We start from the raw sequence: 26,178 nt of genomic DNA, 5'->3' as shown, positions 1-26,178 counted from the left end.
AATTATACATTTTTTAAAAAAATGCTAAAGTGTGTTAAGTATTATCTTTAAAATTTCTATTGCCCTATCAAGTAATGACTCTGGGATAGTTAATGGTGGCATTAACCTTATTACGTTGTCCCATCTACCTGCCTTATAAACCAACAACCCTCTCTTTAACGCTCGTTCTATAACTACCTTTGTTCCTTCGCTCCATGGTTCCTTACTGTCCTTAACTAACTCTATTCCTATCATAAAGCCCAAACCCCTTATATCGCCTACATGTGGATTTTGAACTTCTTTCAATAATTCTAAGGCTTTCCTACCCAATCTCTCAACTCTGGAAAGGATGTTATGACTCTCTATGAATTCTAAAGAAGCTAACCCGGCTGCAAGTCCTAAGGGATTTCCTCTGTAGGTACCGAGGTGAAACCCAGTTGGTAGTTTATCAAAGTCTTCCCTATATGCTACCATTGAAACTGGTATTCCCTCACCTATTGCTTTGGAAATTGTCACTATATCCGGTTCAATATTTTCCCACTGATAAGCCCACATTTTTCCAGTCCTTCCCACACCAGTCTGTACTTCATCTACTATTAGTGGTACTGAATACTTTTCAGCTAGTTCTTTTAGGCCTTTAAGGAAACCCTTAGGTGGAACTACATAGCCACCTTCTCCTTGTATTGGCTCCACTAATATACCAGCTACATCTCCTCCTAAATAACCCGGATTTGACATTGCATAGTCTAGTAAGCTTAATGTCTCGTTCAGACAGTCTTTGAATGGGCACCTATAAGGATATGGATATGGAAACTTTACTACTCTATCATCAAAAAATGGCTGAAATTCCTTAAATCTATTAGCACCGGTGAGACCCAAAGTACCGGCAGTTATTCCATGATAAGACCCCTCAAATGCAATTATAGTCTTCTTTCCAGTTATGAATCTAGCTATCTTTACTGCAGCTTCCACCGCATCTGCCCCAGTTGTAGTAAATAATAATTTAGCTCTCATTCCTAGAGTTGATAATAATTTTTTACTAAAGTTAACCCTAATTTCCGTAGGTACCTCTAATGTGTGCCAAACCTTTTCTAACTGTTCTTGAACTCTCTTCCTCACAAAGGGATTATTATGACCTAGATTGACAACAGATATACCGGTAACCAGATCTATATACACATTACCATCAACATCAGTTACTGTTGAACCTTGAGCCTTATCTATTGCTATCTTAAAGTACTTAGGGTAGTTTATAGCTGAAGTTTCATACTCTTCTTGGTCTTTTAACAACTTAAGTGATTTAGAACCTGGTGGAGTTACGTTAATTATTGGAGCTTCCAATACACTACTGTCTAAATTTTCTTCCATATACTAACTTATCTAGCACTGTTTAAAAATGATCAGCTACCGATATTTAGTGTTTACCCGTGGCGTAACTTCTGCTTACTTTTAACCACTTCTAATTCCGCCACGGGCACCCCTCTTGAGGGCTCATACACACTCACCCTCAACTCATTGGGGCTAGTCGAGGGAAACACCACTACCCTCCCATCCGTATTTGTCGCCCCCAATACCTCGTGAGCATAGCCCGTCATCAGTATGGAGTTCATCAATTTATAATGTAGAGGAAATAATATATAAACATAATCATAATAAAGATCATATTGTGAAATGATTAAAAGTATTTAAAAGTTATGCAAATGTGTTACAGTCTAAGCGCTCTTCTTGACAAGAATCTATAAAGTTGTAATAATTTCTAAAACAGATACAGTTTAAACTAGTACAATCGTTATTAGTGAAAATATAGTAATCGTGAAGAATATTAAATAAAAACTGAAGATAGTAATTTAAGTTTTCCATTTGCTAAGTTATGTATCCTCATTGAAAAAAGATAACCAAGTGCTCGTGAATTTAAATATTCTAAAAATTTGATAGTAGTAAGATTTTTAAGCACTTTTATATACCACATTACTTAAAATGCCAGATAAGAGCCAATCTGTTTTCATAAGACAATCTTCTGGTTTAGTAAGGGAAGTTAGTCCTTGGGCGTCCTTTTTCGCTACATTTGGACTAGTAACGGGTGGAATACCTATATTAATAGTTTCATGGTTATATCTTGCGCCGGGTGCAAATTGGACCTTATCATATTTAATATCACTATTACCGACCTTAGGAATGGCATTTCTTTTTTACTTAGCGTCTGTCTCCACCCCTAGGTCAGGTGGGGATTACGTATTTCAAGCTAGATCGTCACATCCATTGGTGGCGTTTGTCAATTATTGGGCCTTATGGGTGGCCTTTGCACTATCCTTAGGGCTATATAGTTATTTAGGAGCACAATGGTTTGCTTATTTATTTAGTGGTTTAGGGGTCTTTTACAATAACCAAACATTAATAAACTTAGGCTCATTTTTTACCACAACTCTAGGAAGTGTAATAATAGGCATAATAATATTGATTATTGGAGCAATTATAGCCTCAATAGGAAAATATGGTTGGAGTTTTGTATTTATAACTGGTATTGTATCAATACTCTCAACAATAGTAACATTCGTGGCTTTAGCGTTAATAACTCCTTCACAATTCTCTGATGCGTTATCATCTTTTACTGGGGTAAGTAATGCGTATAACGAAGTGATATCCACTGCTACTTCAAACGGCTTAAATTTTGTATCTCCATTTTATGGAGCATTACTAGCAATTCCAGTAGTATGGTATTATTACGTATGGTATAATTTACCAGCATCTTGGAGCGGAGAGATGAAGAAAGTAAAGTATAATTCACTACTAGGTATAATCATTGCAGTACTATTCATAGGAGTCTATTATATTCTATTTACCTCCCTTAATCTTCATGCCTTTGGTGAGAGATTCTTAACGTCTTGGTCATACATTTCCACAAATTCGTTAAATAGCACAGTTTATAATGATCTAAGTAGTATGGGTACATTCACCCCTTTTTTCGCCTTATTAGTAAACCATAGTATATTATTATACATTGTAATGTGGATAGCCTTCTGGTTACCTAATTTCTACAGCAATCCACCCTTAGTTATCTCCTTAACCAGATATCTGTTTGCATGGGCGTTTGATAGGATAATGCCAGAGAGGTTAGCTGATGTAAATGAAAAGTTCCATATACCACTAATTTCAACCATAATTACTGTAATTGTTGGTTTAATAGGAGTACTACTTTACGCATATGTAACAGTAATATCAATTGTAGATGTAACAGTAATATTCGAAATAAGCTATGGAATCTTCGCCCTAACTACTGCATTATCACCTTTCGTGAAGAAGAACTTCTTCAACAAGGTCGTGCATATCAAAAATATAAGTGGAATCCCCCTAGTATCTCTGATAGGATTTCCTGAGTTTGGATTCCTTCTTTTTGCGTTATATCAAACTTGGGGAAACCCTGTATTGCTACCAATAAACTTCCCCACAATACTTTCATTAGTAATAATATATACAAGCGGAATTATGATTTACGCTATCTCTTACATCATTAATAAGAAAAGAGGGATACATATGAACTTAATTTTTGAGGAAATACCGCCGGAATAAGTTAACTCTTTTCTTTATCTTTTTCATCTTCTTTTTTGATATTTAATTTTAAATACAAGTTAATCAGAGTCTAACACTTGTGGGACTATTTAAAAGGAATAATCCAGATTCAAACAAGATAGGAGGCCTTAAGATATTGTTTACAAGTGACCTTCACGGTTCTGAAACCGCTTTCAGAAAATTCCTTAATGCTGCTTTAATGACGAAAGCCGATACGTTAATTATAGGAGGAGATCTAGCAGGTAAATCATTAGTCCCAATAATAGATATAGGAAATAGCAAGTTTAAGATAGAAGATAAAATTGTGGGAAAAGAGGGTGTAGATGAAATTATCAAGAAATATAAATCTTCTGGGGTTTACTATACGATAGTCGACCAAAAAGGTCTTACAGAACTAAATGAGAATCGGAAATCATTAGATGAAGAGTTTAAGAGAGTAATATTAGAAAGATTACAAGAATGGGATAGAATAGCTGAAGAGAAGCTGAAAGGAACAAACCTAAAAATTTACACTAATTTAGGCAATGATGATCCATTATACATGTTTGATGTTATAACCAAAAGTGAAAGAATGGTAAAGTGTGAGGGAGAAATTGTCAATATAAACGGATACGAAATGATCACTTTCGGTTATGTTAATCCAACACCATGGAACACTCCAAGGGAAATGACAGAAGATCAAATATACTCTAACCTAAAGCGGATAATAGAGAAAGTCGGGAATCCCGCTAAGACAATTTTCAACTTACACGCTCCCCCATATGGTACAAATTTAGATAACGCTCCTCTATTGGATAAAACATTAAAACCAGTAGTGAAAAACGGCGAAATAGTAATGACTCACGTAGGTTCAATGTCAATAAGAAAGTTAGAAGAGGAGTTTCAACCATTATTAGGTATTCACGGACATATTCATGAGTCAAGAGCTTTCGATAAGATAAATAAGACTATCATTATTAACCCTGGTAGTGAATACAATTTGGGAATGCTCCATGCGGCCTATATAATCTTAGAAGACAATAAGGTAAAAACACATCAGTTTGTTATAGGATAATTCCTTTTGCACATCAAGTGAACTACCCTGCCCTAACCGGTAGACCCAAAATCACCTCCATAAAAATAAATCTATAGTATTAATAAGTGTTTCCTCAAGATTAAATATAAAATCCTTTAGATCAGATAAATCGTCTAGAAAGCAGAGGATGAGCAGCAATCTAAACTCCTCTCTTGTCATGACGTTCTTAAACACGGTGTAAAGCGAGTAGAAGATCATGGCCAGCACGAAGATCAACTCGCGGAAGATGAACTTGGTGGAGCTCGTGAAGGGAAGGAAGGCCTTGATGTTCCTGTAAGACGTCTCAATGGGACTCCTAACCTTGTTGTACAACTTCAGCACTTCCCTCTTGGGTAGGTCGAGGTTGGTCGCCCTCGCGAAGTACACCACGGTCTTCTTCCTCTTCTTAACGATTTCCTTACCATACACCAGGAGTCTGAACTTGACCTGCTCTTCCTTCTTATGCCTCTTACTGTTTGTCGTGTACTCTCCGTCGAACTCCTCGTAGATCTTCACGTCCCCCACAGGGACTCCTATCACGAACTTGAACTGCGATATGAACTTGAGGACTTCCACGGTGTAGAATCCCGCGTCCAAGGTTACGAGCCCCACCTTGAAGCCCATTCCCACAATTTGCTCCATGAGAAGCTTCACGATCTCATCCTTGCTCATCCCGTTAACTTGGGGAACGAAAGCTAGGAGGAGCACCATATTCTGATACTTCGTGGTCGCGGTAGCGTAGTTCCACGAGTTCCCCTTGGCTGAACTACCCAGTCCCTCCACCGGCTTACCATACCACGTCTTGGTTGTCCAGTCTATGGAGATGTCGACTTCCTTCACTCCCTTGAGTATCTCCATGGAAATCCTCCTCATGGACTCTAATAGCTTCTCGATCACCTCAGTTCCCTGCTCCTCCACGTAGTTCCTCACGGTCTGTGGTGACACGTTATACCCTTTGGACTTGCTTTCCACGGAGTCGTTCCACAAGCACGCGGAGACCAGAACTCTCGATACCTCCTCCGCCTTTCTTCCCTTGAAGCTCAACATGGAAAGTAATTTATACCCTACTTGTTGTAGATTATTTTGGTGAGGAAGACCAGGTGTTATCACCTTGTCTTCACCACGTGATAATACCGGCTTCCTCACCTTAAATCTTTCTTCAATTAATTGCGTTCTTGTCAAAGCTATAAATTCTATTATTTTTCAGAATCTGATATTACCCAACCAAAATTATTTTTTGTAAAATGATTTTGGGTCTACCGTAACCGGTAGACCCAAAATCACCTCCGTAAAAATAAATCTATCTTGTTATTAAGTGTCTTCTCAAGTTTAACTAGAAAATCCTCAAGATCCGATAGATCATCTAGAAAACAGAGGATGAAAGCAATCTAAACTCCTCTCTTCTCATGACGTCCTTGAACACGGTGTAAAGCGAGTAGAAGACCATGGCCAGTACGAAGATCAACTCGCGAAAGACGAACTTGGTGGAGCTCGTGAAGGGAAGGAAGGTCTTGATATTCTTGTAAGACGTCTCAATGGGACCCCTAACCTTGTTGTAAAGCTCCAGCACTTCCCTCTTGGTCAAGTCGAGGTTGGTTGCTCTTGCGAAATACATCACGGCCTTCCTCTTCTTCTTAACGATTTCCTTACCATATACCAGAAGTCTGAAATTAACCTGCTCTTCCTTCTTATGTCTCTTGCTGTTGGTAGTGTACTCTCCGTCGAACTCCTCGTAGACTTATATATAGGTTAATTAGCTGGGGAGAGTAATATTCTCCTCAGCTGGGGAAAAATGGTCGACCTCGTAACTGAAGCCAAGTCTTCGGGTGAAGGCGTGACGAGCCCCTACAGTCGGACTGAACATTGTGAAAATATTCACGAATATAGGTGTGACACAAGGGTAGGGGTAATTGGAATAGACGTATCAAAAGAACACTTGGTAACAAGTAAGGGGAGGGTGAGAAAGTTCACAAACAACGAGAAGGGCTACGAAGAAATACTAACCATGAAGCCAAACATCATCGTAATAGAACCCACCGGAGTATACTCAACGAGACCTTGCCAATACTTCAAAGAAAGAGGAGTGAAAGTCCTACTAGTCAGCCTTGCTATGGAAAGAAAAGGACGTAAGGGGAAAGAAAACAGATTTTTACGACGCAGAAAAACTTGAAAACATGGTAAATAAGGCTAGAGAATACGTTAACAACCCCTTGAAAGAGTTAGTATCACTCTACCTCTTCATGAATGATGTGCAAACGAAACAAGAGAACAGGTTAAGGAGAGCTCTCTTCCTCGTGAGCGACGAGGAGAAGTTGAGCGAGGAGAGATTGGAGAAGTTCTCTAAGGGAGACTTCTCTGACGTAAAACTGTATCAACTGGAATACACTGGTACAGTACTACGTGAGATTCAAGTCCTAGCGAGGACACTACTTCAAACACGAGAAGAGTTGAAGGAGGTGAGGAAAATGATAGAGGGTAATGTGCCTCAAGACCACGTGTTACTCACGATTCCCGGAATAGGGAAACTGGCAGCTGGGATTATAATTGGGATTGTGGGTGATATTAAGCGCTTCCCAAGACCTGAATCCTTCGTTGCTTATTGCGGTTTAGACCCGGTGGTTGAGAGGAGTGGTAGGATTGAGGTTAGAAAGGGTATCTCCAAGAGGGGTAACAAGTATTTGGGTAGCTTGTTTTATTTCCTTGCCGAGACTCAATATTCGCGTAACCCTACTCTCCTTAAGTTCCACGAAGCTCACAAGGATAAACTGAAGGGTAGGAAACTGTACACTGCCTTAGCTAGGAAGTTGGCTAGGATTGTGTGGAGTGTTTGGTATAATAATAAACCTTATGAGGTGACGTGACCCTCCCCTATCACGCGGATTGAAAGAGTCCGCGTGGCAATAGTAGCTGATACTATGCTCAAAATTCGACCGAAAGATTTATTACTGAACGCCTTCACGTCCTCCACGGGAACTCCGATCACGTACTTGAACTGCGATATAAACTTGAGGACTTCTACAGTGTAGAAGCCCGTGTCCAGGGTTACGAGCCTCACCTTGAAGCCCATTCCCGTAATTTACTCCATGAGGAACTTCACGATCTCGTCCTTGGTCATCCCGTTAACTTGGGGAACGAAGACCAGGAAGAGCACCATTCCCTTGTACTTCGTGGTGGCAGTGGCGTAGTTATACGAGTTCCCCTTGGCCGAACTACCTAGTCCCTTCACCGGCTTACCGTACCACGTCTTGGTTGTCCAGTCTATGGAGATGTCTACTTCCTTCACTCCCTTGAGCATCTCCATGGAAATTCTTCTCATGGACTCCAGGAGTTTCTCGATTACCCCATTTCCCTGCTCTTTCACTAGTGCTTTCAGAAAGTTTATAGCTTTAGACAAAGGATATACCACTAGATCATAGTCTAAGAACTTTTCCAAAATACTAACGTAGTTCCTCACGGTTTGTGGTGATACGTTGTACCCTTTGGATCTGCCCTCTACAGAGTCGTTCCACAAGCACGCGGAGACCAGAACTCTCGCTACTTCCTCTGCCTTCTTTCCCTTGAAGTTCAACATGGAAAGTAATTTATGTGCTATTTGTTGAAGATTATTTTAGTGGGGAAGACCCGGTGTTACCACCTTAAATTCACCACGTGATAATGCCGGCTTCCTCACCTTAAACCTTTCTTCAGTTGTTGAATTCTTGACAAAGCTATAATTTCTATTATTTTTCCAGAATCTGATATTACTCAACCAGAATTATTTTTGTAAAATGATTTTTGGTCTACCGTTACGGATTAGTCTTCTGCCCCCTTAACCCCCATTAAGATAAAAAATTATTAATTTGAGGAACTGCTTTCATATTAACTATAGTAGTTCTATTATTACTAATTATTAAATTCTTTATCAGCCTCCTTTAGTATATCATCTATAGCATCTACGCCCTCGTCTATTTCCTCTTTATTTATTATTAAAGGAGGTGAGATTATAAACCATGAGGGACCGTTATAGACATAAGTATTTTTCTCTATTAGGAGTCTCCTAGCTAAAACGTCAACAAATGTAGTATAACCCTCATATTTATCATCATACCCACCAAATGGAGTATTATTTTTATCCTTTACCAACTCAATTGCCCAGAATAACCCAACTCCTCTCACATCGCCGATACTTCTGTGCCTCTCCTTTAACTCTTGAAGCCTCTTACCCAAATAATCCCCCATTACTTTCACATGAGAAAGAATGTTCAATCTTTCATACTCTTCTATTACCGCTGGGATAGCTGACAGTGAAACTGGATGAGCCTCAAAAGTATGTCCATGCGCAAAAACCTCGTCTTCAAAAAACTCTCCTATCTCTTTACTTACTCCAGTTATTCCAATTGGGACGTAAGATGCAGAAGCACCCTTGGCAGTAGTTAAAATGTCAGGGTGAATATCCCATAAGTTTACAGCGAACCACTCCCCTACTCTTCCCCAGCCAGTCATAACTTCATCCGCTATAAACAAAACGTCATTTTCCTTAGCTATCTTCCTTATTAAAGGCATATATTCTTTAGGAGGTACTATAACACCATTGGTACCGGTTATTGGTTCAATAATCATAGCAGCGACGTTCTTTTCTTGCCTAATAACGTAATCAACATAGGTCGCACATGCTATTCCACAATCAGGGTATTTTAGCTTAAGTGGACACCTAAAGCAGTAAGGTTCTGGTATTCGCACTACTCCATTCATAGTGTTGGGTTCAACAAACCACCTTCTATAATCCCCAGTTAAAGATATGGATCCCTCAGTGGATCCATGGTATGACCTATATCTAGCCAGAATCTTATATCTCGGCTTCTTGTAAAACCTAGATATCTTAATTGCAGCTTCATTAGCCTCAGTGCCAGAGGTAGAGTAAAAAAACTTACTAATATTCCTAGGCATAACCTTAAGTAAAGCTTTTGTAGCCTTAACTCTAATATCCGCACCGAATGAGGGATTAATATACTGTAACCTATCAAGCTGTTCCTTTATACTGTTTATAACCCTTTCATTTCCATATCCCAAATTTACATTAACGAATTGCGATGAAAAGTCTAAATATTTCTTTCCCTCCACATCATAAAAGTAGACTCCCTTTGCACTTGATACGATTATGGGATCCCATCCCTTTTGTTTACTCCACGTTTTGAAAGTATGATCCCTAATAATTTTCTTATCTTCTATTTCTCCCATATTCTATCTTATTTTTATAAGCAAGGGTTATAAGCTTTTTACACAGATGATTAAAATTAGTACAAAAATTGAATATAATCATCAACTGTTTAAAAGTTCTACAGCTTTCTCTAGTACTCTTAGCCCGTTTAACATATCCTCATCTGAGGAGTATTCTTCCTTTGCGTGACTAATGCCTAAATGAGATGGAATAAATATCATGCCGACTTTAGAAATCTTCGTCATATACTGTGCATCATGCCCTGCCCAACTATACATAAACTTATATCTCATGCTTAACTCTTTACACGCTCTTTCTATAACACTAATGACTTCGTCGGAAAAACTCACAGGATTAGCTGTCCACAGATGCCTATATTCAACTTCTAGTTTCTCGTCGTCGGCAATACTTTTTGCAATATTAACAAATTCATTTATAGTGTGATCTATTCTATTCCTCTCAATACTCCTAACGTCAACAGTGAGTCTGACTTCCCTAGGTATAGCGTTGTATACATTTGGTTTAACATTAAGTATACCAACAGTGGCCCTTAAGTTTTCCTGCTTCTTTGCGTGATCCCTAACGCTAACTACGAATTTAGATGCGCCTACTAGGGCATCCCTTCTCCTATCCATTGGTGTAGGTCCGGTTTGACTAGACTGACCCTTAAATGTGAATTCATATACGCTTAAACCAGCAATTCCTAAAGGTATTCCAATTTGATACCCCTCTTCCTCTAAAATTGGACCTTGTTCTATGTGAAGCTCTAGATAGTAGTTAGGCTTCATATGCATTAGTCTATTGCTTTCATCTCCCATAAATCCGGAAACCCTTAACGCTTCCTCAAAACTTATATTATCCTTATCTCTCCTTGAGTAGACGTAGTTTTTATCGAAGATACCTGTGGTTAATCCCGAGCCTAGAAGTGAGGGTTGAAATCTAGAACCCTCTTCATTCGTAAAATCTATAAGTTTAATAGAATGATTAGATATGCCTCTCTCTTTAATACTTCGTAATACTTCAAGTCCCGCCATAACGCCATAAAAACCGTCGTATTTTCCTCCATAAGGCACGGAATCCATATGTGATCCAATCGCAATAGCATCACTTAGTTTACCACCTAATTCTCCAATTATATTTCCGGCATCATCGACCATTATGTGAACACCTATACTCGATAGAATTTTTATTAGTTCCTCTCTTACTTTTATATCATATTCATTTAAAGCAAGCCTCAGTACTCCGTCCTCAGTCCAACCTATATTAGTTAACGAATGGAAAGTTGTCAAAAACCTTTCTGGATTCATTAAATAATATATTAGCTATAGGTTAAAAATCCTTAACGATGCTATTTAAGGAGATCGGTAAAACCTTATTTCTTTAAGATAACTAATCCCTTCCTCTCTAGGGTCTCAAGATAATTAGTGTGATTAGAGCCATAGTTAAATGGAATCCTATTTCTTAAAAATGTGAAGAGGTTTATCGACTGGTTAAACGGTTTAGATAGGATTAAATGTGATGAGGTATTAAGTCATAAGAATTCGAAAATAACTTTTCAAGTTAAGTATATATCGTAAATTTAAACTATTTACTATCATTCAGTCTTTTTAATAAACTTGTAAACGTAATAACTTATATATATCTAATTATATTCTTCACTAATGAAAGGAAATCTAAGATGGAAGATCGTTCTGATTATATTTGCATTAATTATAGTAGACTACATAGATAGGGGGCTAATCAATACTGCACTACCAGTACTAAAAAGTGAATTCCACATAAGTTCTTTTGAAGCTGGAATAATTGGAGATGGTTTCACTTTTGGATATCTTATAATGAACCCTTTAGTTGGTTATTTTTTGGACAAGTACGGACCTAAAAGGGTTTTTAGTAGATTTGCAATCCTTTGGGGGGCTGTACAAGCTATTAATGTATTTGCTTTCTCAACTTTTTACTTTATAGTAACTAGAGTATTATTGGGAATTGGAGAAGCAGTAGGTTTCCCAGGAGTTACAAAGATAGTCGCAAATTGGCTTAGAAAAGACGAAAAGGCTAGAGGTGGTACCATTTCAGATTCTGGGGTGAATTTAGGGATAGTTTTCGGTTCCTTATTTATGTTGGGATTGTTTGCAATAATTCCTAACCAAGAATTAGCGTGGAGGTTGGGATTTTTAGTTAGTGGTCTTTTGGCTATAATTCTAGCTATCATATTAGGTCGCCTTTTGTATGATTTACCAGAACAGCATCCGAAGATTTCTAAGGAAGAATTAGACTACATTTTGTCAGGCAGAGAAAAGGTTGGCGTGAAAACTAAGCTTCCATTGTCATATTGGTTAAGAAGTAAAAATTACTGGGGTTATATGCAAGGTTTGGGTGCGCAAGCTGGGATATTCTTCGGTCTATTTACTTGGTTGCCTTTATATCTTTTTTACGCTAGACATCTTTCTCTATCGTTTACATTAGAATACACTGCATTGATTTGGAGCTTTGGCTTCATAGGAGAGTTAGTAGGAGGTTATGTCGTTGACAAATTAATTAAGAGAAATCCCAATTTAGGTTTCAAAGTAGGATTTGCGGTTAGCTCTTTGGCAGTAACTATAGGTCTTGCAGCTGCTACTCTCATTTCTTCACCGATAGAAGCAGTTGAAATACTAATGGTAACTTTCTTCTTCCTAAGATGGTCGGGGATACAATGGGCAGCACCATCCTTTCTAGTTTCTACTGAATTAGCTGGTCAATTTGGTGGTCATATTGGCTTTTGGGAAACTCTATGGGGTATAATAGTACCAATAGTATTTGGTGCTACTGTGGAAGTCACCAAAGCATATCTCTTAGGAATGGAAATCTTAATTGGGATAGGTCTTATATACTTCATCGGAACAGTAATAATAACTAACTATAGGCAAATAAAGGTGAGCTAAGATTGTGGAAGGTATTTTTTATTAATGGAAATTTCGTTAAAGAAAATGTTAGAGATGAGCTTCCTAAACCGAATGAAGTAAAGGTTTTTCCTAAATACATAGGAATATGTGGTACTGATAAGAATATTTATTTAGGTAAAAAGCCAGTTAAGGAACCACTTGTCTTAGGACATGAAATATCCGGGATAACTGAAAAAGGGGAGAAGGTAGCTATTTTCCCAAATTATTGGTGCGGTTACTGTAATAATTGTAGAAGAGGATTTTATAACAGTTGTAAAAATAAAATATCAATTGGAGTTAATGCTGATGGCGGAATGGCGGAATATATCAACGTACCTAAAGATTTCGTGTTTAGAATACCCTACACCTTAGATTTGAAATTAGGAGCTTTAGTAGAACCTACGGCAGTTGCTGTTGCTGCGTTAAATAAGATAGACAAAGAGATAGAGAAGGTAATAATAATAGGAGGCGGTAGCACTGGAACTCTGGTTTCAATAGTAGCTGAAATAAATGGATTAGAAACTTTCGTTATAGAGAAGGATAGTAGAAAGGAAGAAATCCTTAAGGAGAAGGGCTTTAGAACAACTAAGGAATTAAAATTTGATGACAGAGTTGCAGTGATAGATACTATAAATAATCAAGAGAGTATGGTACTAGCCCAGTCAATTCTCAAAAATTCTATAGCTAGATCTGAGTTAATAATTACCGGATTAGATAATGAACAGATCAGTTTAAATAGAGATATTATAGTTAGAAATGAAGTAATAATTAGAGGTTCAATAATATATAGTAAAGATGATTTTTTAAATTCCATAAAGATAGTTAGTGAAAATCAAGAAAAATTTAACAAAATAGTGGATAAGGTAGGTTATATAGACAATATTAACGAGTGGTTCAGAAAATATGTAATAGAACTACCTAACATAAAAGTACTAATAAAAATGGATTCTATTTGATGGCACTTTCTTGAGTTTTCCCACTCATAAAAGAGAATATCATAGCTACTACTATTATAATCGAAGATATGAGAAAAGCAAAATGTAATCCATTAACAAACGTTACACTGACGTCCCCATTCAACGTGGTAGTTCCTATGAATATCTCAAAGGCAACACTTCTGGGTATACTTAAAGTTGCAACTACTATACTTAAAACGTAACTTAGAATAGTACCTATATTCCCTAACGTTCTGGATAAACCCGAGACCGAACCGTAATATTCTTTAGGTGCATGAAACATTATAGCAGTTGAGTTGGACGGCCAAAACATCGCAGAGCCTATACCAGTAATTGCACTAATTCCTACAATTAAATAATAGTCAGTAGTCGGTGTTAGTAAGAAGAAGTACAGAATCATGGTAATGAAAATGAACATCAAACCTATACCAGCTACAATACCCGGCTTTCCCCTATCCGCTACTCTTCCCATAAATGGAGCTAAAATGCTAGCAATAACATAACCTGGTGTCAATAATAAGGAACTATCTAAAGGGCTAAGTCCTCTAACGCCTTGAAGATACATTATAAGTAAGAAACTCAAGGAAAGCCCTCCAATCCCTTGGAGGAAATTAGCTAAGATTGAATACGTTAAAAGCCTTATTTTAAATATTTTCAAATTTAATATAGGATATTTACTCCTAGTTTCATTTAATAGGAAAAATGGTATTAACGCTACACCTAAAGCTAACTCTATAATATTATCAGTAGAAATTCCAGATGCCGCAATAAACATTAATGATAACGATATTAATGCTAATGAAATGCCCAAAAGGATTGCTCCAAGCATATCCAGTTTCGTATTAACCTTATTGATATCCTTAATGTTCATTACTCCTAAAAGGACTGCGACTATTCCAATCGGTACATTAATGTAAAATATGTATTGCCAGCCAAAGAAAGTAGTCAAAACTCCACCTAAAACAATACCCACTAACGCCCCTATGTTCCAACCTAAACTAGTTATTCCATAAGCCTTACCTCTTCTATTAGGTGGAAAAACATCAGCCACTATGGATGAACTGTTAGCCACCAACATTGACCCACCAATAGCTTGTATAATTCTAAATACAATCAGCATATCTATATTACTTGAAATACCACATAAGGCTGACGCTGCTGTAAATATTACAAATCCTAAATTATAGATCTTTCCTTTTCCAAATAAATCCCCTATTCTGCCAGCTTGTGTTGATAAAACTGAAATAACTATCATGTAAGCTAAAAGCACCCATATTGACGACAATAAGTCGGTATGTAAGCTCGATGTAATAGTAGGAAGTGCTAATAATACTATTGTAGTATCCACTGCAGCCATTAGAGATCCTAGAGTTAATACAATCAGGATAGAGTTAGTATTCATCGTGTCTAAAACTGGTACATTAGACCTTAAAAAGTTTGCTTAATAAACGGTAAACCCGGTAATTGTTAACGAGTTGATCAATTATCATGCTCCCTTAACACCACCAGAGTATAAGCCCCTTAACATGTAATCTTGCGCCACATATGATACTATTACGACAGGTAATGATGCTACTAGAGCTGATGAGGCTAATAAGGCCCAATTAACTGACCCTTGACTTATGGCATTTAGAGCGAAAATTGTTGCAGTCTCACTCCCAGTTGGTGGAAAGTTCATTTGATAGGGAGTCTCACTCAGAACTAAAGGATAGAATAGAAGGTGCCATGCAAATGTAAATGATATTACAAACGTCGCAATTAGAAATGGTCTTGAGAGCGGCAATATTAATTTTAGTATTTTGTTCTTCATGCCGTCAATTTCAGCGGCTTCCTCGTACACTTTTGGAAAATCTATGTAAAAGTTAAACATCGTCCAAAAGGCAAATGAGGCGGTGAATATTGCCGAAGGTAATGCCAGTCCTATCCAAGTGTTTATTAAATGTAAATCAGACGTCATTAAATATACTGGAATAATGTAAGAGGTCGATGGTAAGGCATAGAGGTAAATTGATAACAATAATAACCAGAACCAGAACTTTCTTGCTCCCTCATAAGCTCCTAGACTAGATAGAAGTATTGTAAGGACACCTACGATTAATGATACAATAATGGAAGATATAATGTATGGAACAGATGATTCTAAGGACGAAACTAGGTATGAAAGAGTAAACTCCTTGGGAATTAAAACTGGAGGTTTTAAGAAATCTAAGGTATTTGGTCTGGTAGCTACTAATACCATCCAATATACAGGAAAGTCTAAGAATATTATAATAATTAAAGAAATCAGTAACGCTATTATTTTAAATATTTTATCCGGAATTTTTATTGCTGGAAGAGAAAATCTGAAGCCCTTGCTTTTCACTAATAACGCTACACCGATTGCCGGTATCGAAGCTATTAACGCTAAAATAGACGCGAAAAGTGCTCCACCGGAAAAGTTATCGTACTGAAACATCATAAAATATACAATTAGAGGTAATGTTGTTGTAGAGAACCCAGGACCTCCTTGAGTCATAACATAAGGTAAATCAAAGTTACCCATGGATAGGACAAAGGTTATCAAAAAGGCTAATAGGATCCCCTTTAATGAGTACGGAAATGCTACTTTAAAATAATACTGAGATAATGTTAAACCGTCTATCTGAGAAGACTCTTTGATCTCCTTTGGAATACTCTTTAATGATGCCAAAATTAAAAGGAAGGCTAAGGGGACAGAACTCCACGCACTTACTAGACTTACCGCAAATAATGCACTTTTGGAAAAGTATAATGGATCATAATTTATACCCAAAAAGTATGTGAACCATCCATAACCTCCGTAAAAACTTATAACCCATATCAATGCTGATGCCGTAAATGGTATTGTAAATGGTAGTAATATTAAAAGAATTAGTAATTTTTTAGGGTATATATCAACTGTGATGGCTAGAATATATCCTAATAATGTTGATACCACCGCTGTGAATAACGAGAAGAAAAACGTATTATATATTATTTCCGGTGGAGGAGCAACACTAAAGGAAGACTTTATTGCACCTGAGAAATTAATGCCTACGATAACAAAGGTTAGAATTAATGGTATTATACCAAAAACTGCAATATATACCAAATAAGGGACAGAATACTTAATCATTACTAAACACCTTATAACTAATGAAGTCGAATTTAACCTTAGAACCCTCCTTAATCCTTTCCTTACTTATAGCTTTAACTTCATTATCGATGAAATCTATGTAAATTAAATAGTATGAACCCCAAAATTCACAATTACTCACAATTCCCTCATACGTTCCATTATCCTTTATAATGATGTTATCTGGTCTAACGCCAATTATCTTCCCATCAATTTTAACGAAACTCATTGGAGGATTACCAACTAAAGACGCTACCTCTTTACTTAATGGATTATTATAGATATCTTCAGGTATTCCCACTTGCAATAGTCTACCTTTATCAATTACACCAATTCTATCTGCAATTGCTAAGGCTTCATTTGAATCATGCGTAACATATATTGTTGTGATATTAAACTCCTTTTGAACTTTCTTGATTAATTTCCTCGCTGAATACCTTAGCTGTACGTCGAGGTTAGATAAGGGTTCGTCCATCAATAATACTTTTGGTCTCTTCACTAGTGCTTTAGCTATAGCGACTCTCTGTTGTTGTCCTCCAGAGAGTTGAGCTGGATATTTATCCATTAAATGATATATTTCGAGTTGCTTCGAGATTTCTATAATTCTCTCCTCCTTATCCTTCTTGTTAATTTCCGAATTTTCCAATGCAATCATCAAGTTCTCAAAGACTTTTTTATTTGGATATAACGCATAACTCTGAAAAACCATCCCAATATCTCTCTTGGAGGGTGGTAAATCAGTGACGTCTTCGTTACTAATAAGTATTTTCCCACTACTAACTTTTTCTAAACCCGCAATTAGTCTTAACAAGGTAGTTTTGCCAGAACCGGATTTACCTAAAATTACGAAAAATTCTCCTTTCTCCACATTAAGGCTAATGCTGTCTATAACCTTAAAACTCCCAAAAAACTTCGTAACTTCCTTTAGCGTAATCACGAACTATCAATAAGATATAAAAATAAAAAATATTAGCTTTTACTATGAAGAAAGTGCCTTAATCCATGCATTTGCAGCTTGTTGTAATACGTTCATAGCATATGTCTCATTATATTGAGGTGAAGTTAAGAACTGAAATGCCTCATTATTAAAGCTTGGAATTAATGCAGGATATGTTTGTGGAATATTTGGTGGATTTGCTGTGGCATTTAACGCTGCGTAATAAGTCTCTTGCAGCCATTCCCTTTTATAAGAAGGAAGTGACGAGTTGCTTATTAGTGAAAGAAACGCTTGTTTAGAGATCGGGAATTTACCATATTTTAGGAATGCAATCTCTTGCACCTTAGGGGATACTAAAAATTGCAAGAATTCTAGAGCTAATTGAGGATGTGATGAGTACTTACTAATTCCTAAAAAGTCAGTTCCGGTTTCCGCATATCCCCCAGGTAATGGTGCGAGTAGTACATCTTTAGAGTTATTTATATAACTTAATTGAGATGTGAATAGAAATGCGCCAGCTCCTTGAGAGAAGAATGCTGGTAGGTTATCATACGATATTTGAATCTGTGAAGGACTGGGCTCATAACTTACTAATTCCCTATAGGTAATTAGAGCTTGCACGCCAGAGGAAGAATTAAACGATGGTAGAGGATAATTAAAACCTGGTAATATTCTACCCTCAAACATTATGTTATAGTTAGGTAAACCTGCTGGATTACCCATATTTAATGAATTATTTCTAAAATAATACCAGCCAAATACTGCAGGAAATGCGTCAATAATTCCGTGTGCGACATGATCGTCTATTAGGAAACCGTATTTTGTGATATGGTGTGAAGTTAGGAATTGATCAACATCTAAAACTACACTCCAGTTCTTATATGTAATTGGTGAAAAATTCATATGATACTCTTGTTCAAATTCTTGTGCCAAGGTTTGATTATTAAATATTGTAGCATTATATGCCATTAAGTAAACTGCAGTTTCATATGCGATACCTATCACTTCAGTTTTATTAGTGGATACGTTATAATACAATCCTCCAAAATCTTCTTGAGGGTATATTATGTCGGAGAAATTGAAAACTGACTCGTTTATAGGCAACAAATATGATGCGACATCTAGAGCAGAAGTTGAAGTGAAGCCTATAATATCATATTGGGAGGAATGAGCTTCAAGTGCCGTAAGTTCTTTCTGAATGTACTCGCTAAATGGATATTGGATAACTTCAACTTGAACATTTGGGTGTAGTTGATGGAATAAGTTACCAGCGTATTGGATAAAGTTTGCAGACTGCCCACTAAATGTGACTACTGTTAATGTAATTGGTGCGGTTGTGTTGGTAGCTATAATCGGTGTAGTTGTCGTTGAAATAGAGGGATGATGACTACTTGAGGTAATCAGATATGCTGCAGCAGCCACTACAGCTATTACAACTATTATTATTACAGCCATTGCAAGAGTTGAAAGGGCTTTCATATCTACTAAATATAGTGAATTTCTACTTTTAAAAATATCCTAGTTAAAATCAGCCCACTGAAGGTTTAATCATCAGTTCATTTACTGGTGGTTTCCTCATTTTTATAATATCTTGATTTTAACTCATTATATAGCTCTCTCGGAGTAGGTGGTCTGCCCAATTTGTTAGTTAAATCAGTAATAATTTGGTTCATAATATGCTTTACTCGCATCCCTGCTTTACAATATTCAGGTACTTTAAAATCTGGAATACCCTTTCCATCGTATGAATTAATTGCGTCCCTCTGCTCATCTTCCGTCGCAAATGGATATGAGAGACACGCATATGGTTTAAATTTATGAATACTACAATACCATCCTTTTTGAAATTTACAAGGTCTTCTTAACAAAAATAAGTTACTATCTACTTTTTCCAATTTTTTCAAATCCTCCATACTTAGTTTATTTCTTAACTCCTCATAATCAAATCCATAGACGGGTACGGGATAACCAATTTGACAACACTTCCCTCCACACTCCTCACATTCTTTCGAAATATCTATGAACTTATTCATTGCAATTTGAAATACTAAAGAATACATACCATATTTTACTATGGTTGCATTTCCGTATTTCTCCAGAAAGTCTAATACACTCTCAAAGTTTTTCAAATCACCTCTTAAACCCTTCTTCGTCATTAGATTAATCTGATCAACGTTAATTTCCATACATGTAGGGTGGAATTTGAAAAATAAATGGTTATCTTAATATTAATATAGAAATTGAAGACATAAAACTAGTGAACAAAAGAAAACGTTATTAAATAAGGGAAGTTAATGAAGAGGAGATGAGTGAAATATTAGAGCTAATAAATAGAGGAAAGTATAATGAAGCCTTAAAGAGGATAAAAGAAGAAATAGAGCAAAAGAAAGATGACCCTGAATTATACTATCTAATGGGGTTAGTGTATTTTAAGATTGGAAAATATAGAAGGGCAATAGACAACTTAAGAAAAGCAATAAGGCTTAAGAAGGATGAGGCAAAATATCACTGTCTTTTAGGCTATTCGCTATATATGGAAGGATATAATATTAGTGATGAAAAACTAATAAGGAGGGCATTAAAGGAACTTCAACTTTCATTGGAGATGGATAAGGATTTACCAAATAAGGAAAAGAAATATTATTACTATATGGCTAACATCTTATATGAACTGGAGGACTACGAAAAGGCTTTGGAAAAAGTTAATAAAGCTTTAGAAATTGACGACTCTTCGGAAGTTCATAAGTTAAGAGGTGATATTTTATTTCAATTGAAGAAATACAATGAGGCGATTGAGGAATATAAGACTAACTTGAACGATGACAAAAACCTCTACGCAATAGCTTACACATATTTCACAATGGGAAAATATGATCAAGCTCTTGAGTATTTCAATAAGGCTATTAGTGCAAACCCTGAAGATCCATATTACTATCAAGGTAAAGCTGAGACATTACTTTTTATGGGAAGGACAAACGAGGCTTATAATACAATAAAGAGAGCTTTAGAAATTGATCCAGATAATCCTTACATTAAACTAACTGAAGTAGAGATCCTAACTGAAACTAATGAGAAAGAAGCCATAAAAGTTTTAACAGAATATTTAGAAGAGATGGAGGAATTCAGAGAAATTGTTTGCGAAGAGATCAGAGAGGGAAAATTTAAGGAAAAAACTAAAGAAGTTATCGAGAAAGTAATTACTAAGTTTTGCTAGCTAAATCGAAAAACGCTCTCCAGAAAGGATCCTCTAAAGGATGTTCAATCTTAACTCTACTTCCGTCTTTCTTTACCATAGTTACCTCTCCGCTTTGGTCTACTATTTCCCCAATTATTTCAGCTTCAATTCCTTCCCTTATCAACGTGTTCCTCACTTCTTCTCCCTTATCAGTAACTATGATCATAGTACCTTCACTTATGGATATCCATGGATCTATATTAACTAACTTAGTCACCTCCCTAACAGCCCTATTGATGAAAAACCTTTCCTCATATATCCGCATTCCTTTACTACTCGCTCTCGCTACCTCTGTTAATGCTCCAAATACCCCACCTTCAGTAGCATCATGCATCATGTGAATGCCAATTCTGGACGCTATTAAACCATCTTTCCAACAACTCATTTTCCAATACATGTTATAGGCTTCGTTAAAAATCTCATTACTCAATCTTTGCTTAAAATACTCAGGGTAAAGGTTAGTTAAAAGGCCGGTAGCTTCTATCGCTGGACCCTTAGTCATTATCACACTATCTCCAACCTTAACCTTAGATGGCATTCCTAACCTTTCCTTCTCTCCTATACCGAACATCGTGAATCCTCCTACCATTGGATAGTCAGTACCCTCATAGACACCTGTATGACCTCCAACTACCATTACTCCAATCTCCTTTAACGCCTCGTGAATCCCAATCCACATCTCTTCAAATTCCTCATCTTTGATTCTGGGCGGTAAATTTAGATCTATTACAGCATACTCGGGTGGAATTCCAGAGGTCATAACATCGCTAGCTAAAATGTGAACTGCGAACCACGCAGCTTTTTTAAACCCAAATTGAGGAACGATGAATACTGGATCAGTCTTTACTACCAAGACTCTACCATCTTGAAGATCTATTGCTCCAGTATCAACTCCATGCTGAGGACCGACAACTACTTCCTTTCGTCTCTCTCCAAGGTGAGGATAGATTACCTTGTTAAATACATCCTCATTTATCTTTCCTAAATGCATTAAGTGATAAAATACTTGGGAAATTTAAAAGGTTAAGTAACCAAATGCTTTCCATAAGTAGTTGCTGGATAAAAGGTAATAAAAATAAAAATATATTTAAAAAAGTATATAACCCTTATATAATTCTAACTTTACATATGGTAACTAGCTTAATGCAAGTTAAGTTAATTATATGAACTTAGCTAAGTAAAGTAGTTTCCTCGGAGGAACCAAATATGGATCTGACCATAGCCTCAATAGGTCTACTAATATTCAGAATACTATATGGAATCGCCCTAATACCACATGGTACGGCTAAGGCAAATAAAAATCTCAATTCCCAATTTAAAGGTTATATGAGACAGTTAGGAGTACCGCCAATATTTGTAGATCTCTCCATGTTAGTTGAAATCTTAGGTGGACTTTTAGTAATGATAGGGGCTATATCACTAATAGTTTCAGCGGTATTGATCCTGTTCTTCTTGGGTACTATAGTGGTAAGTCATAGAATGAAAAAGCCACTAGCCACTGGAATGAATCCAGGAATGGATCTAGATATACTATTCCTAGCTGGCGCAATAATATTACTGCTATTAGGTCCAGGCGATTTAGCCATATTACCGGGTCCACAAATTTAATTTGTTTTTTTACTTCCCTTCTGGAAACATATCTTTAAAGTTATTTCATAATTGATGTAAATTACAACATGAAATCTCTGTACTTGGTCTGTAAATTATACTTCTAGTTATAATGAATAATAGAAAGTAGTAAGATTGCAATTCTATATCTGCAAGATACGAATAGAGTTTTTAATAGCGTTTCAAGTATTTACTCTTCAGTAATATTTGCTAGGAAGCCAATTTTTACATACATTAAAAAATTTCGAATCTAGCTAGTTAAGGTGTCTAGAACAGCCTTTGCCCCATCCATAACACTTTTCTCTAATTCTTCCTTTGTTATCCAGATACCACCTTTAGCTAAATTATCACTAACAACTAGAACTGTTGCACTCTTCCATCCCTTGACCTTGCTTAACGTAAATAGAGTTGCACATTCCATCTCAACTGCTATATTACCCCTACTACTCCACTTCTTTACAAATTCCTCATCCTCAGCATAGAATGCATCGCTACTAAAGACATTTCCTACGTAATATTTCAGATTTCTTTTAGAGAAAGACGTTACTAATTTGTTAGTTAGCTCAAAATCGGGTGTAGAAGCCACACATGCATTATCCCTTAGATATTGGTAAAATAGGCCTCCTTGATTATAAGATGCACCAGTTACTATTATATACTCACCTAAGTTAATGTAAGGCACTAATGCTCCAGTTGTACCATATCTAATGAAAACATTTGCACCTAACATTGCCAATTCCTCTAGAACTATAGCTATTGAAGGACCTCCTATTCCATGAGTCGCTATACTTACGGTTTCACCATTATATTTACCTGTATATACAAGGAATCCCCTATTTTCATTGGTTAACTTAGGATTTTGCAATAATGTCGATAATAGTCTTGCTCTGCCTGGGTCTCCGACTACTAGAACTCTTTCTGCAACTTCCCCCTTTTTAGCCAAAATGTGAACTGGATTCATAATGAAAAATAACGTTTAAGGATATAAAACTTACGAGATTTTAAACCTAAAATTTTGCAATCCTCTTACATTAGCTTTAGTTGTAAACGTTTTTCCAGCTAATGGGTCTTGGCTTTTTCCAGCAGTGGTAATGAATAATTGGTCTAGTTCTTGAGTACCGAAAGTTACTGAGGTTACATAGGTTGCGGGCACTTTTATTTCAAACAATTTCTTCCCGGTTTTAGGATTCCATCTACTAACCTTTCCTCCACCCCAATGAGCTACCCAAATATATCCTTCCTCATCAACTGCCATCCCGTCAGGATTTCCCGGCTCATTTCCGAAATCTACTGCAACTCTTCTATTATAGATCTCCCCTTTATTCAGATCGAAATCAAATACGAAGACCTTTCTAACTGGACTATCAATGAGGAACATTTGAGTATTATCTGGATCCCAACCTAAGCCATTTGATACTGTGAGACCTTCTAAAATCTTAGTTATCTTACCAGTATCAAGTTTATAGAAACTTCCAGTTGGTTTTCTTTCATTCATATTCATAGTTCCCGCCCAATATCGCCCAAGTTTATCACACTTCCCATCGTTAAATCTATTAGATTCCATATCAGTTTCCACTTCAGCAATCTTCTGAATTTCTCCTCTGTCTAAATTTACTATATAAAATCCATGTCTAATGGTAGCAATCACTCTCTTATCATCAATAACACATAAGGATGATATGAGATCAGGCATCTCATAGAATACTTCAGTACCAGTATTCAGATCGTTAACTATTATCCTCTTTCCCTCAATATCAACCCAAAAAAGTTTATTCAACTCCTTATCGTAAACGGGGCCCTCTCCTAAAGTCGCCTTGTAATTACTTAAGGTAATTAAATTCGGCTCCATGCCTTAGTATTTTAGTATAATTAGCTTTTAATCCTTTTTATCATCTGAGGAGTTTACAGCCATAGGTCTCATTAAATCTCTTTCATAAATCACCGTTTTTCCTCTTAAAGCTGAAGCTATAGTAGCTAAAAATGCCATTGATGCTGAAACGTAAAATGCAATTCTTAGAGCTTCCATGAAGGGTGATGCTATCACGTTAGGGAACCAATATGTACCGGTTATGGTAGCTATTGTAGAGGCAGGAATTGCGTTAACTAATGAGGTCGGTAGTTGCGAAAGTATCGTCGAAACAGGATTATAGCCTAGAAAACTCGCAAATATCGCAGCAGTTGGAGGTATTTTACTTAATATTGGGGCTAGTTGAGGAGCTCCAGCAGCAGTTAATGCATTAGTTAATACTGGAGGTAATGAAATGTATAAGGTGTCAATTACTATAGTAAAGAATATCCCAATACTTAATGTACTACCGGTATTAGTTAACATAGCTCTTATTCCAGAAGCAGATCCTCTATGCTGTGGTGGTGAGGCATTCATTAAGGCTGTCATATTAGGCGATACAAATAGTCCATTTCCAACACCTATGAAAAATATTATCACAGCAAATTCTATATAGTTGAAATTATATGGCAATGTTGTTAGTGTCAAAACTCCTATTCCCATGATTAAAAGTCCAATAGTGGCTAAGCTTCGCGCTCCATAACGATCTGCTAGTCTACCCGCTATTGACCCCATTATTCCAAATCCAGCTAATAGTGGAAGAAGATATACTCCGGCCCAGAAAGGTGTTACTTCATAACTATAACCGTGTAAAGGTAGCCATATGGCTTGAAGTAATAATACTAGCATCAATTGAAGACCTCCAAATGCTAGCTGTGCTAAGATTATTGATACTGCTGAAGATGTAAATGCCCTTATTTTAAATAGTTCTATTCTAAACATGGGGTCTTTAACTCTACTCTCAACGAACAAGAATCCGATGAACATTCCTACACCTGCTACAATACCCGATATCACAAATGGATTTGTCCAACCAGTAACTTGATTACCATATGGTAAAATACCATACGTTATCCCAAGCAGTATTGATATAAGGGAAACGGCATAAAGGATATTTCCAACTATATCGATACTTTGATTTCTATTAGGCTTATTTAATTGCCTTAAGGATTTATATGACCAAATAGTTCCTAAAATACCTATAGGAACGCTCACTAAAAATACGTCACGCCAGTATATTGAAGCAAGAATTCCACCGATGATTATTCCAGCTACTCCACCGAATATTCCTATTACGCCATTTAATCCTAATGCAAATCCCCTCTCATTTGGTGGAAATGCCTCAGATAAAATTGCAGCGCTATTAGCCATTAAGAATGATCCTCCTATACCTTGAAGTATCCTGTAAATTATTAATTGAATTGCGGCTATATCTCCTTTGCCAGGGGTTAAATATAATAGTATAGATGCAATTGTAAAAATTAGGAATCCTAAATTGTACATTCTCACCCTTCCGAAGATATCTGAGATCCTACCTACATTCACTACTAAGATTGCTGATACTATACTATAACCAAATAAGATCCATAATAAGTATTGGAAAGAGTTAAACGGATTAATATTAATTCCTCTAAATATTGCTGGTAATGCTATTAATACTACATTAGCGTTCATAAATCCCATGAATGCACCGAGACTTGTATTGGACAATGCAATCCACTTGTACTGAACCATATAGTTAAAGA

At 36.6% G+C, this 26,178-nt stretch carries 19 protein-coding genes and 4 pseudogenes; 7 read left to right on the top strand and 16 right to left on the bottom strand.

The features are described from left to right. Window positions 1-24 precede the first annotated feature (24 nt). Complete coding sequence (locus SSOP1_RS13620; protein WP_009991724.1) at window positions 25-1,347, bottom strand: aspartate aminotransferase family protein; 1,323 nt, start codon at window positions 1,345-1,347, stop codon at window positions 25-27. 53 nt (window positions 1,348-1,400) lie between these two features. Beyond that, window positions 1,401-1,595, bottom strand: a pseudogene (locus tag SSOP1_RS17960) (hypothetical protein); the annotation flags it as partial. A gap of 361 nt (window positions 1,596-1,956) precedes the next feature. Between SSOP1_RS17960 and SSOP1_RS13610 the strand changes: the two are divergent. Both SSOP1_RS13610 and SSOP1_RS13605 read left to right on the top strand, forming a co-directional pair. After that, window positions 1,957-3,546: an APC family permease gene (locus SSOP1_RS13610; RefSeq protein WP_010924066.1), complete on the top strand. Its 1,590-nt coding sequence runs from the start codon at window positions 1,957-1,959 to the stop codon at window positions 3,544-3,546. A 79-nt stretch (window positions 3,547-3,625) separates the two neighbouring features. Beyond that, window positions 3,626-4,600: a metallophosphoesterase family protein gene (locus SSOP1_RS13605; protein ID WP_009990361.1), complete on the top strand. Its 975-nt coding sequence runs from the start codon at window positions 3,626-3,628 to the stop codon at window positions 4,598-4,600. 51 nt (window positions 4,601-4,651) lie between these two features. Here the strand turns inward: SSOP1_RS13605 and SSOP1_RS13600 are convergent, their stop codons facing one another. Together SSOP1_RS13600 and SSOP1_RS13595 are read right to left on the bottom strand one after the other, a co-directional pair. After that, a complete protein-coding gene (locus tag SSOP1_RS13600) occupies window positions 4,652-5,710 on the bottom strand; it encodes an ISH3 family transposase (RefSeq protein ID WP_164497324.1) in 1,059 nt (352 codons plus the stop codon). A gap of 170 nt (window positions 5,711-5,880) precedes the next feature. After that, window positions 5,881-6,338, bottom strand: a pseudogene (locus SSOP1_RS13595) (ISH3-like element ISC1225 family transposase); the annotation flags it as partial. Between the two features lie 54 nt (window positions 6,339-6,392). Between SSOP1_RS13595 and SSOP1_RS13590 the strand changes: the two are divergent. Next, window positions 6,393-7,461: pseudogene (locus SSOP1_RS13590) on the top strand (IS110 family RNA-guided transposase). An 86-nt stretch (window positions 7,462-7,547) separates the two neighbouring features. Here the strand turns inward: SSOP1_RS13590 and SSOP1_RS13585 are convergent. The 3 genes and pseudogenes from SSOP1_RS13585 to SSOP1_RS13575 all read right to left on the bottom strand — a co-directional run. Then, window positions 7,548-8,234 (bottom strand): annotated as a pseudogene (locus SSOP1_RS13585) (DUF4322 domain-containing protein); the annotation flags it as partial. A 248-nt stretch (window positions 8,235-8,482) separates the two neighbouring features. Beyond that, on the bottom strand, window positions 8,483-9,817 hold the full coding sequence (locus SSOP1_RS13580) for an aminotransferase family protein (protein WP_009988652.1): 1,335 nt from the start codon (window positions 9,815-9,817) through the stop codon (window positions 8,483-8,485). Between the two features lie 81 nt (window positions 9,818-9,898). Then, window positions 9,899-11,104: a Zn-dependent hydrolase gene (locus SSOP1_RS13575; protein ID WP_009988650.1), complete on the bottom strand. Its 1,206-nt coding sequence runs from the start codon at window positions 11,102-11,104 to the stop codon at window positions 9,899-9,901. Window positions 11,105-11,458: 354 nt separating this feature from the next. Here SSOP1_RS13575 and SSOP1_RS13570 point away from each other — a divergent pair, with 354 nt between their 5' ends. Both SSOP1_RS13570 and SSOP1_RS13565 read left to right on the top strand, forming a co-directional pair. After that, window positions 11,459-12,718, top strand: a complete 1,260-nt coding sequence (locus SSOP1_RS13570; RefSeq protein ID WP_009988649.1) for an MFS transporter — start codon at window positions 11,459-11,461, stop codon at window positions 12,716-12,718. A 2-nt stretch (window positions 12,719-12,720) separates the two neighbouring features. After that, window positions 12,721-13,674: a zinc-dependent alcohol dehydrogenase gene (locus SSOP1_RS13565; protein WP_009988647.1), complete on the top strand. Its 954-nt coding sequence runs from the start codon at window positions 12,721-12,723 to the stop codon at window positions 13,672-13,674. Here the strand turns inward: SSOP1_RS13565 and SSOP1_RS13560 are convergent. The 5 genes from SSOP1_RS13560 to SSOP1_RS13540 form a co-directional block, all read right to left on the bottom strand. Then, on the bottom strand, window positions 13,667-15,076 hold the full coding sequence (locus SSOP1_RS13560) for an MFS transporter (RefSeq protein WP_009988645.1): 1,410 nt from the start codon (window positions 15,074-15,076) through the stop codon (window positions 13,667-13,669). The genes SSOP1_RS13565 and SSOP1_RS13560 overlap by 8 nt on opposite strands. 84 nt (window positions 15,077-15,160) lie before the next feature. After that, window positions 15,161-16,807, bottom strand: coding sequence for an ABC transporter permease (locus SSOP1_RS13555; RefSeq protein WP_009988643.1), 1,647 nt, complete (start codon window positions 16,805-16,807; stop codon window positions 15,161-15,163). Continuing rightward, window positions 16,800-17,744 carry an ABC transporter ATP-binding protein gene (locus tag SSOP1_RS13550; RefSeq protein WP_009988642.1) on the bottom strand — a complete coding sequence of 315 codons (945 nt, stop codon included), beginning with the start codon at window positions 17,742-17,744 and terminating at the stop codon, window positions 16,800-16,802. Before SSOP1_RS13550 ends, SSOP1_RS13555 begins: the two co-directional genes overlap by 8 nt. Window positions 17,745-17,786: 42 nt before the next feature. Continuing rightward, entirely contained in the window at window positions 17,787-19,223 is a 1,437-nt protein-coding gene (locus tag SSOP1_RS13545; RefSeq protein WP_009988641.1) for an ABC transporter substrate-binding protein, read from the bottom strand. A 77-nt stretch (window positions 19,224-19,300) separates the two neighbouring features. Continuing rightward, on the bottom strand, window positions 19,301-19,930 hold the full coding sequence (locus SSOP1_RS13540; RefSeq protein ID WP_009988640.1) for a YkgJ family cysteine cluster protein: 630 nt from the start codon (window positions 19,928-19,930) through the stop codon (window positions 19,301-19,303). 119 nt (window positions 19,931-20,049) lie between these two features. Between SSOP1_RS13540 and SSOP1_RS13535 the strand changes: the two genes are divergently transcribed. Beyond that, a complete protein-coding gene (locus tag SSOP1_RS13535; RefSeq protein WP_009988638.1) occupies window positions 20,050-20,958 on the top strand; it encodes a tetratricopeptide repeat protein in 909 nt (302 codons plus the stop codon). Here SSOP1_RS13535 and SSOP1_RS13530 read toward each other — a convergent pair. Beyond that, window positions 20,945-21,970 carry an AIR synthase family protein gene (locus SSOP1_RS13530; protein ID WP_009988637.1) on the bottom strand — a complete coding sequence of 342 codons (1,026 nt, stop codon included), beginning with the start codon at window positions 21,968-21,970 and terminating at the stop codon, window positions 20,945-20,947. The two genes, SSOP1_RS13535 and SSOP1_RS13530, sit on opposite strands and share 14 nt — an antisense overlap. A 215-nt stretch (window positions 21,971-22,185) precedes the next feature. On the opposite strand from SSOP1_RS13530, the gene SSOP1_RS13525 reads away from it, so the two are divergent. Next, window positions 22,186-22,587, top strand: coding sequence for a DoxX family protein (locus SSOP1_RS13525; RefSeq protein WP_009988636.1), 402 nt, complete (start codon window positions 22,186-22,188; stop codon window positions 22,585-22,587). Window positions 22,588-22,837: 250 nt separating this feature from the next. Here the strand turns inward: SSOP1_RS13525 and SSOP1_RS13520 are convergent, their stop codons facing one another. Genes SSOP1_RS13520 through SSOP1_RS13510 form a run of 3 tightly spaced genes read right to left on the bottom strand, consistent with a single transcriptional unit; the run spans window position 22,838 to window position 26,167 of the window. Continuing rightward, window positions 22,838-23,548, bottom strand: coding sequence for a purine-nucleoside phosphorylase (locus SSOP1_RS13520; RefSeq protein ID WP_009988635.1), 711 nt, complete (start codon window positions 23,546-23,548; stop codon window positions 22,838-22,840). A 30-nt stretch (window positions 23,549-23,578) separates the two neighbouring features. Further along, on the bottom strand, window positions 23,579-24,436 hold the full coding sequence (locus tag SSOP1_RS13515; RefSeq protein WP_009988632.1) for an SMP-30/gluconolactonase/LRE family protein: 858 nt from the start codon (window positions 24,434-24,436) through the stop codon (window positions 23,579-23,581). Between the two features lie 27 nt (window positions 24,437-24,463). Beyond that, window positions 24,464-26,167 (bottom strand): MFS transporter, encoded by a 1,704-nt coding sequence (locus SSOP1_RS13510; protein WP_009988631.1) that lies wholly within the window; start codon window positions 26,165-26,167, stop codon window positions 24,464-24,466. Window positions 26,168-26,178: the final 11 nt, after the last annotated feature.

The sequence above is a fragment of the Saccharolobus solfataricus genome (genome assembly GCF_900079115.1).
Lineage (GTDB): Archaea > Thermoproteota > Thermoprotei_A > Sulfolobales > Sulfolobaceae > Saccharolobus > Saccharolobus solfataricus.
The sequence above is the reverse complement of the archived record's forward strand: the minus strand, read 5'-3'. Positions and strand labels throughout refer to the sequence as shown.

What these genes read in the sequence shown, in the direction of transcription:
- SSOP1_RS13575 (WP_009988650.1), bottom strand. Translation starts at nt 11,104, where the DNA reads ATGAATCCAGAAAGGTTTTTGACAACTTTCCATTCGTTAACTAATATA.
- SSOP1_RS13535 (WP_009988638.1), top strand. Translation starts at nt 20,050, where the DNA reads ATGAGTGAAATATTAGAGCTAATAAATAGAGGAAAGTATAATGAAGCC.
- SSOP1_RS13570 (WP_009988649.1), top strand. Translation starts at nt 11,459, where the DNA reads ATGAAAGGAAATCTAAGATGGAAGATCGTTCTGATTATATTTGCATTA.
- SSOP1_RS13525 (WP_009988636.1), top strand. Translation starts at nt 22,186, where the DNA reads ATGGATCTGACCATAGCCTCAATAGGTCTACTAATATTCAGAATACTA.
- SSOP1_RS13510 (WP_009988631.1), bottom strand. Translation starts at nt 26,167, where the DNA reads ATGGTTCAGTACAAGTGGATTGCATTGTCCAATACAAGTCTCGGTGCA.
- SSOP1_RS13515 (WP_009988632.1), bottom strand. Translation starts at nt 24,436, where the DNA reads ATGGAGCCGAATTTAATTACCTTAAGTAATTACAAGGCGACTTTAGGA.
- SSOP1_RS13520 (WP_009988635.1), bottom strand. Translation starts at nt 23,548, where the DNA reads ATGAATCCAGTTCACATTTTGGCTAAAAAGGGGGAAGTTGCAGAAAGA.
- SSOP1_RS13580 (WP_009988652.1), bottom strand. Translation starts at nt 9,817, where the DNA reads ATGGGAGAAATAGAAGATAAGAAAATTATTAGGGATCATACTTTCAAA.
- SSOP1_RS13610 (WP_010924066.1), top strand. Translation starts at nt 1,957, where the DNA reads ATGCCAGATAAGAGCCAATCTGTTTTCATAAGACAATCTTCTGGTTTA.
- SSOP1_RS13530 (WP_009988637.1), bottom strand. Translation starts at nt 21,970, where the DNA reads ATGCATTTAGGAAAGATAAATGAGGATGTATTTAACAAGGTAATCTAT.
- SSOP1_RS13540 (WP_009988640.1), bottom strand. Translation starts at nt 19,930, where the DNA reads ATGGAAATTAACGTTGATCAGATTAATCTAATGACGAAGAAGGGTTTA.
- SSOP1_RS13545 (WP_009988641.1), bottom strand. Translation starts at nt 19,223, where the DNA reads ATGAAAGCCCTTTCAACTCTTGCAATGGCTGTAATAATAATAGTTGTA.
- SSOP1_RS13560 (WP_009988645.1), bottom strand. Translation starts at nt 15,076, where the DNA reads ATGAATACTAACTCTATCCTGATTGTATTAACTCTAGGATCTCTAATG.
- SSOP1_RS13555 (WP_009988643.1), bottom strand. Translation starts at nt 16,807, where the DNA reads ATGATTAAGTATTCTGTCCCTTATTTGGTATATATTGCAGTTTTTGGT.
- SSOP1_RS13620 (WP_009991724.1), bottom strand. Translation starts at nt 1,347, where the DNA reads ATGGAAGAAAATTTAGACAGTAGTGTATTGGAAGCTCCAATAATTAAC.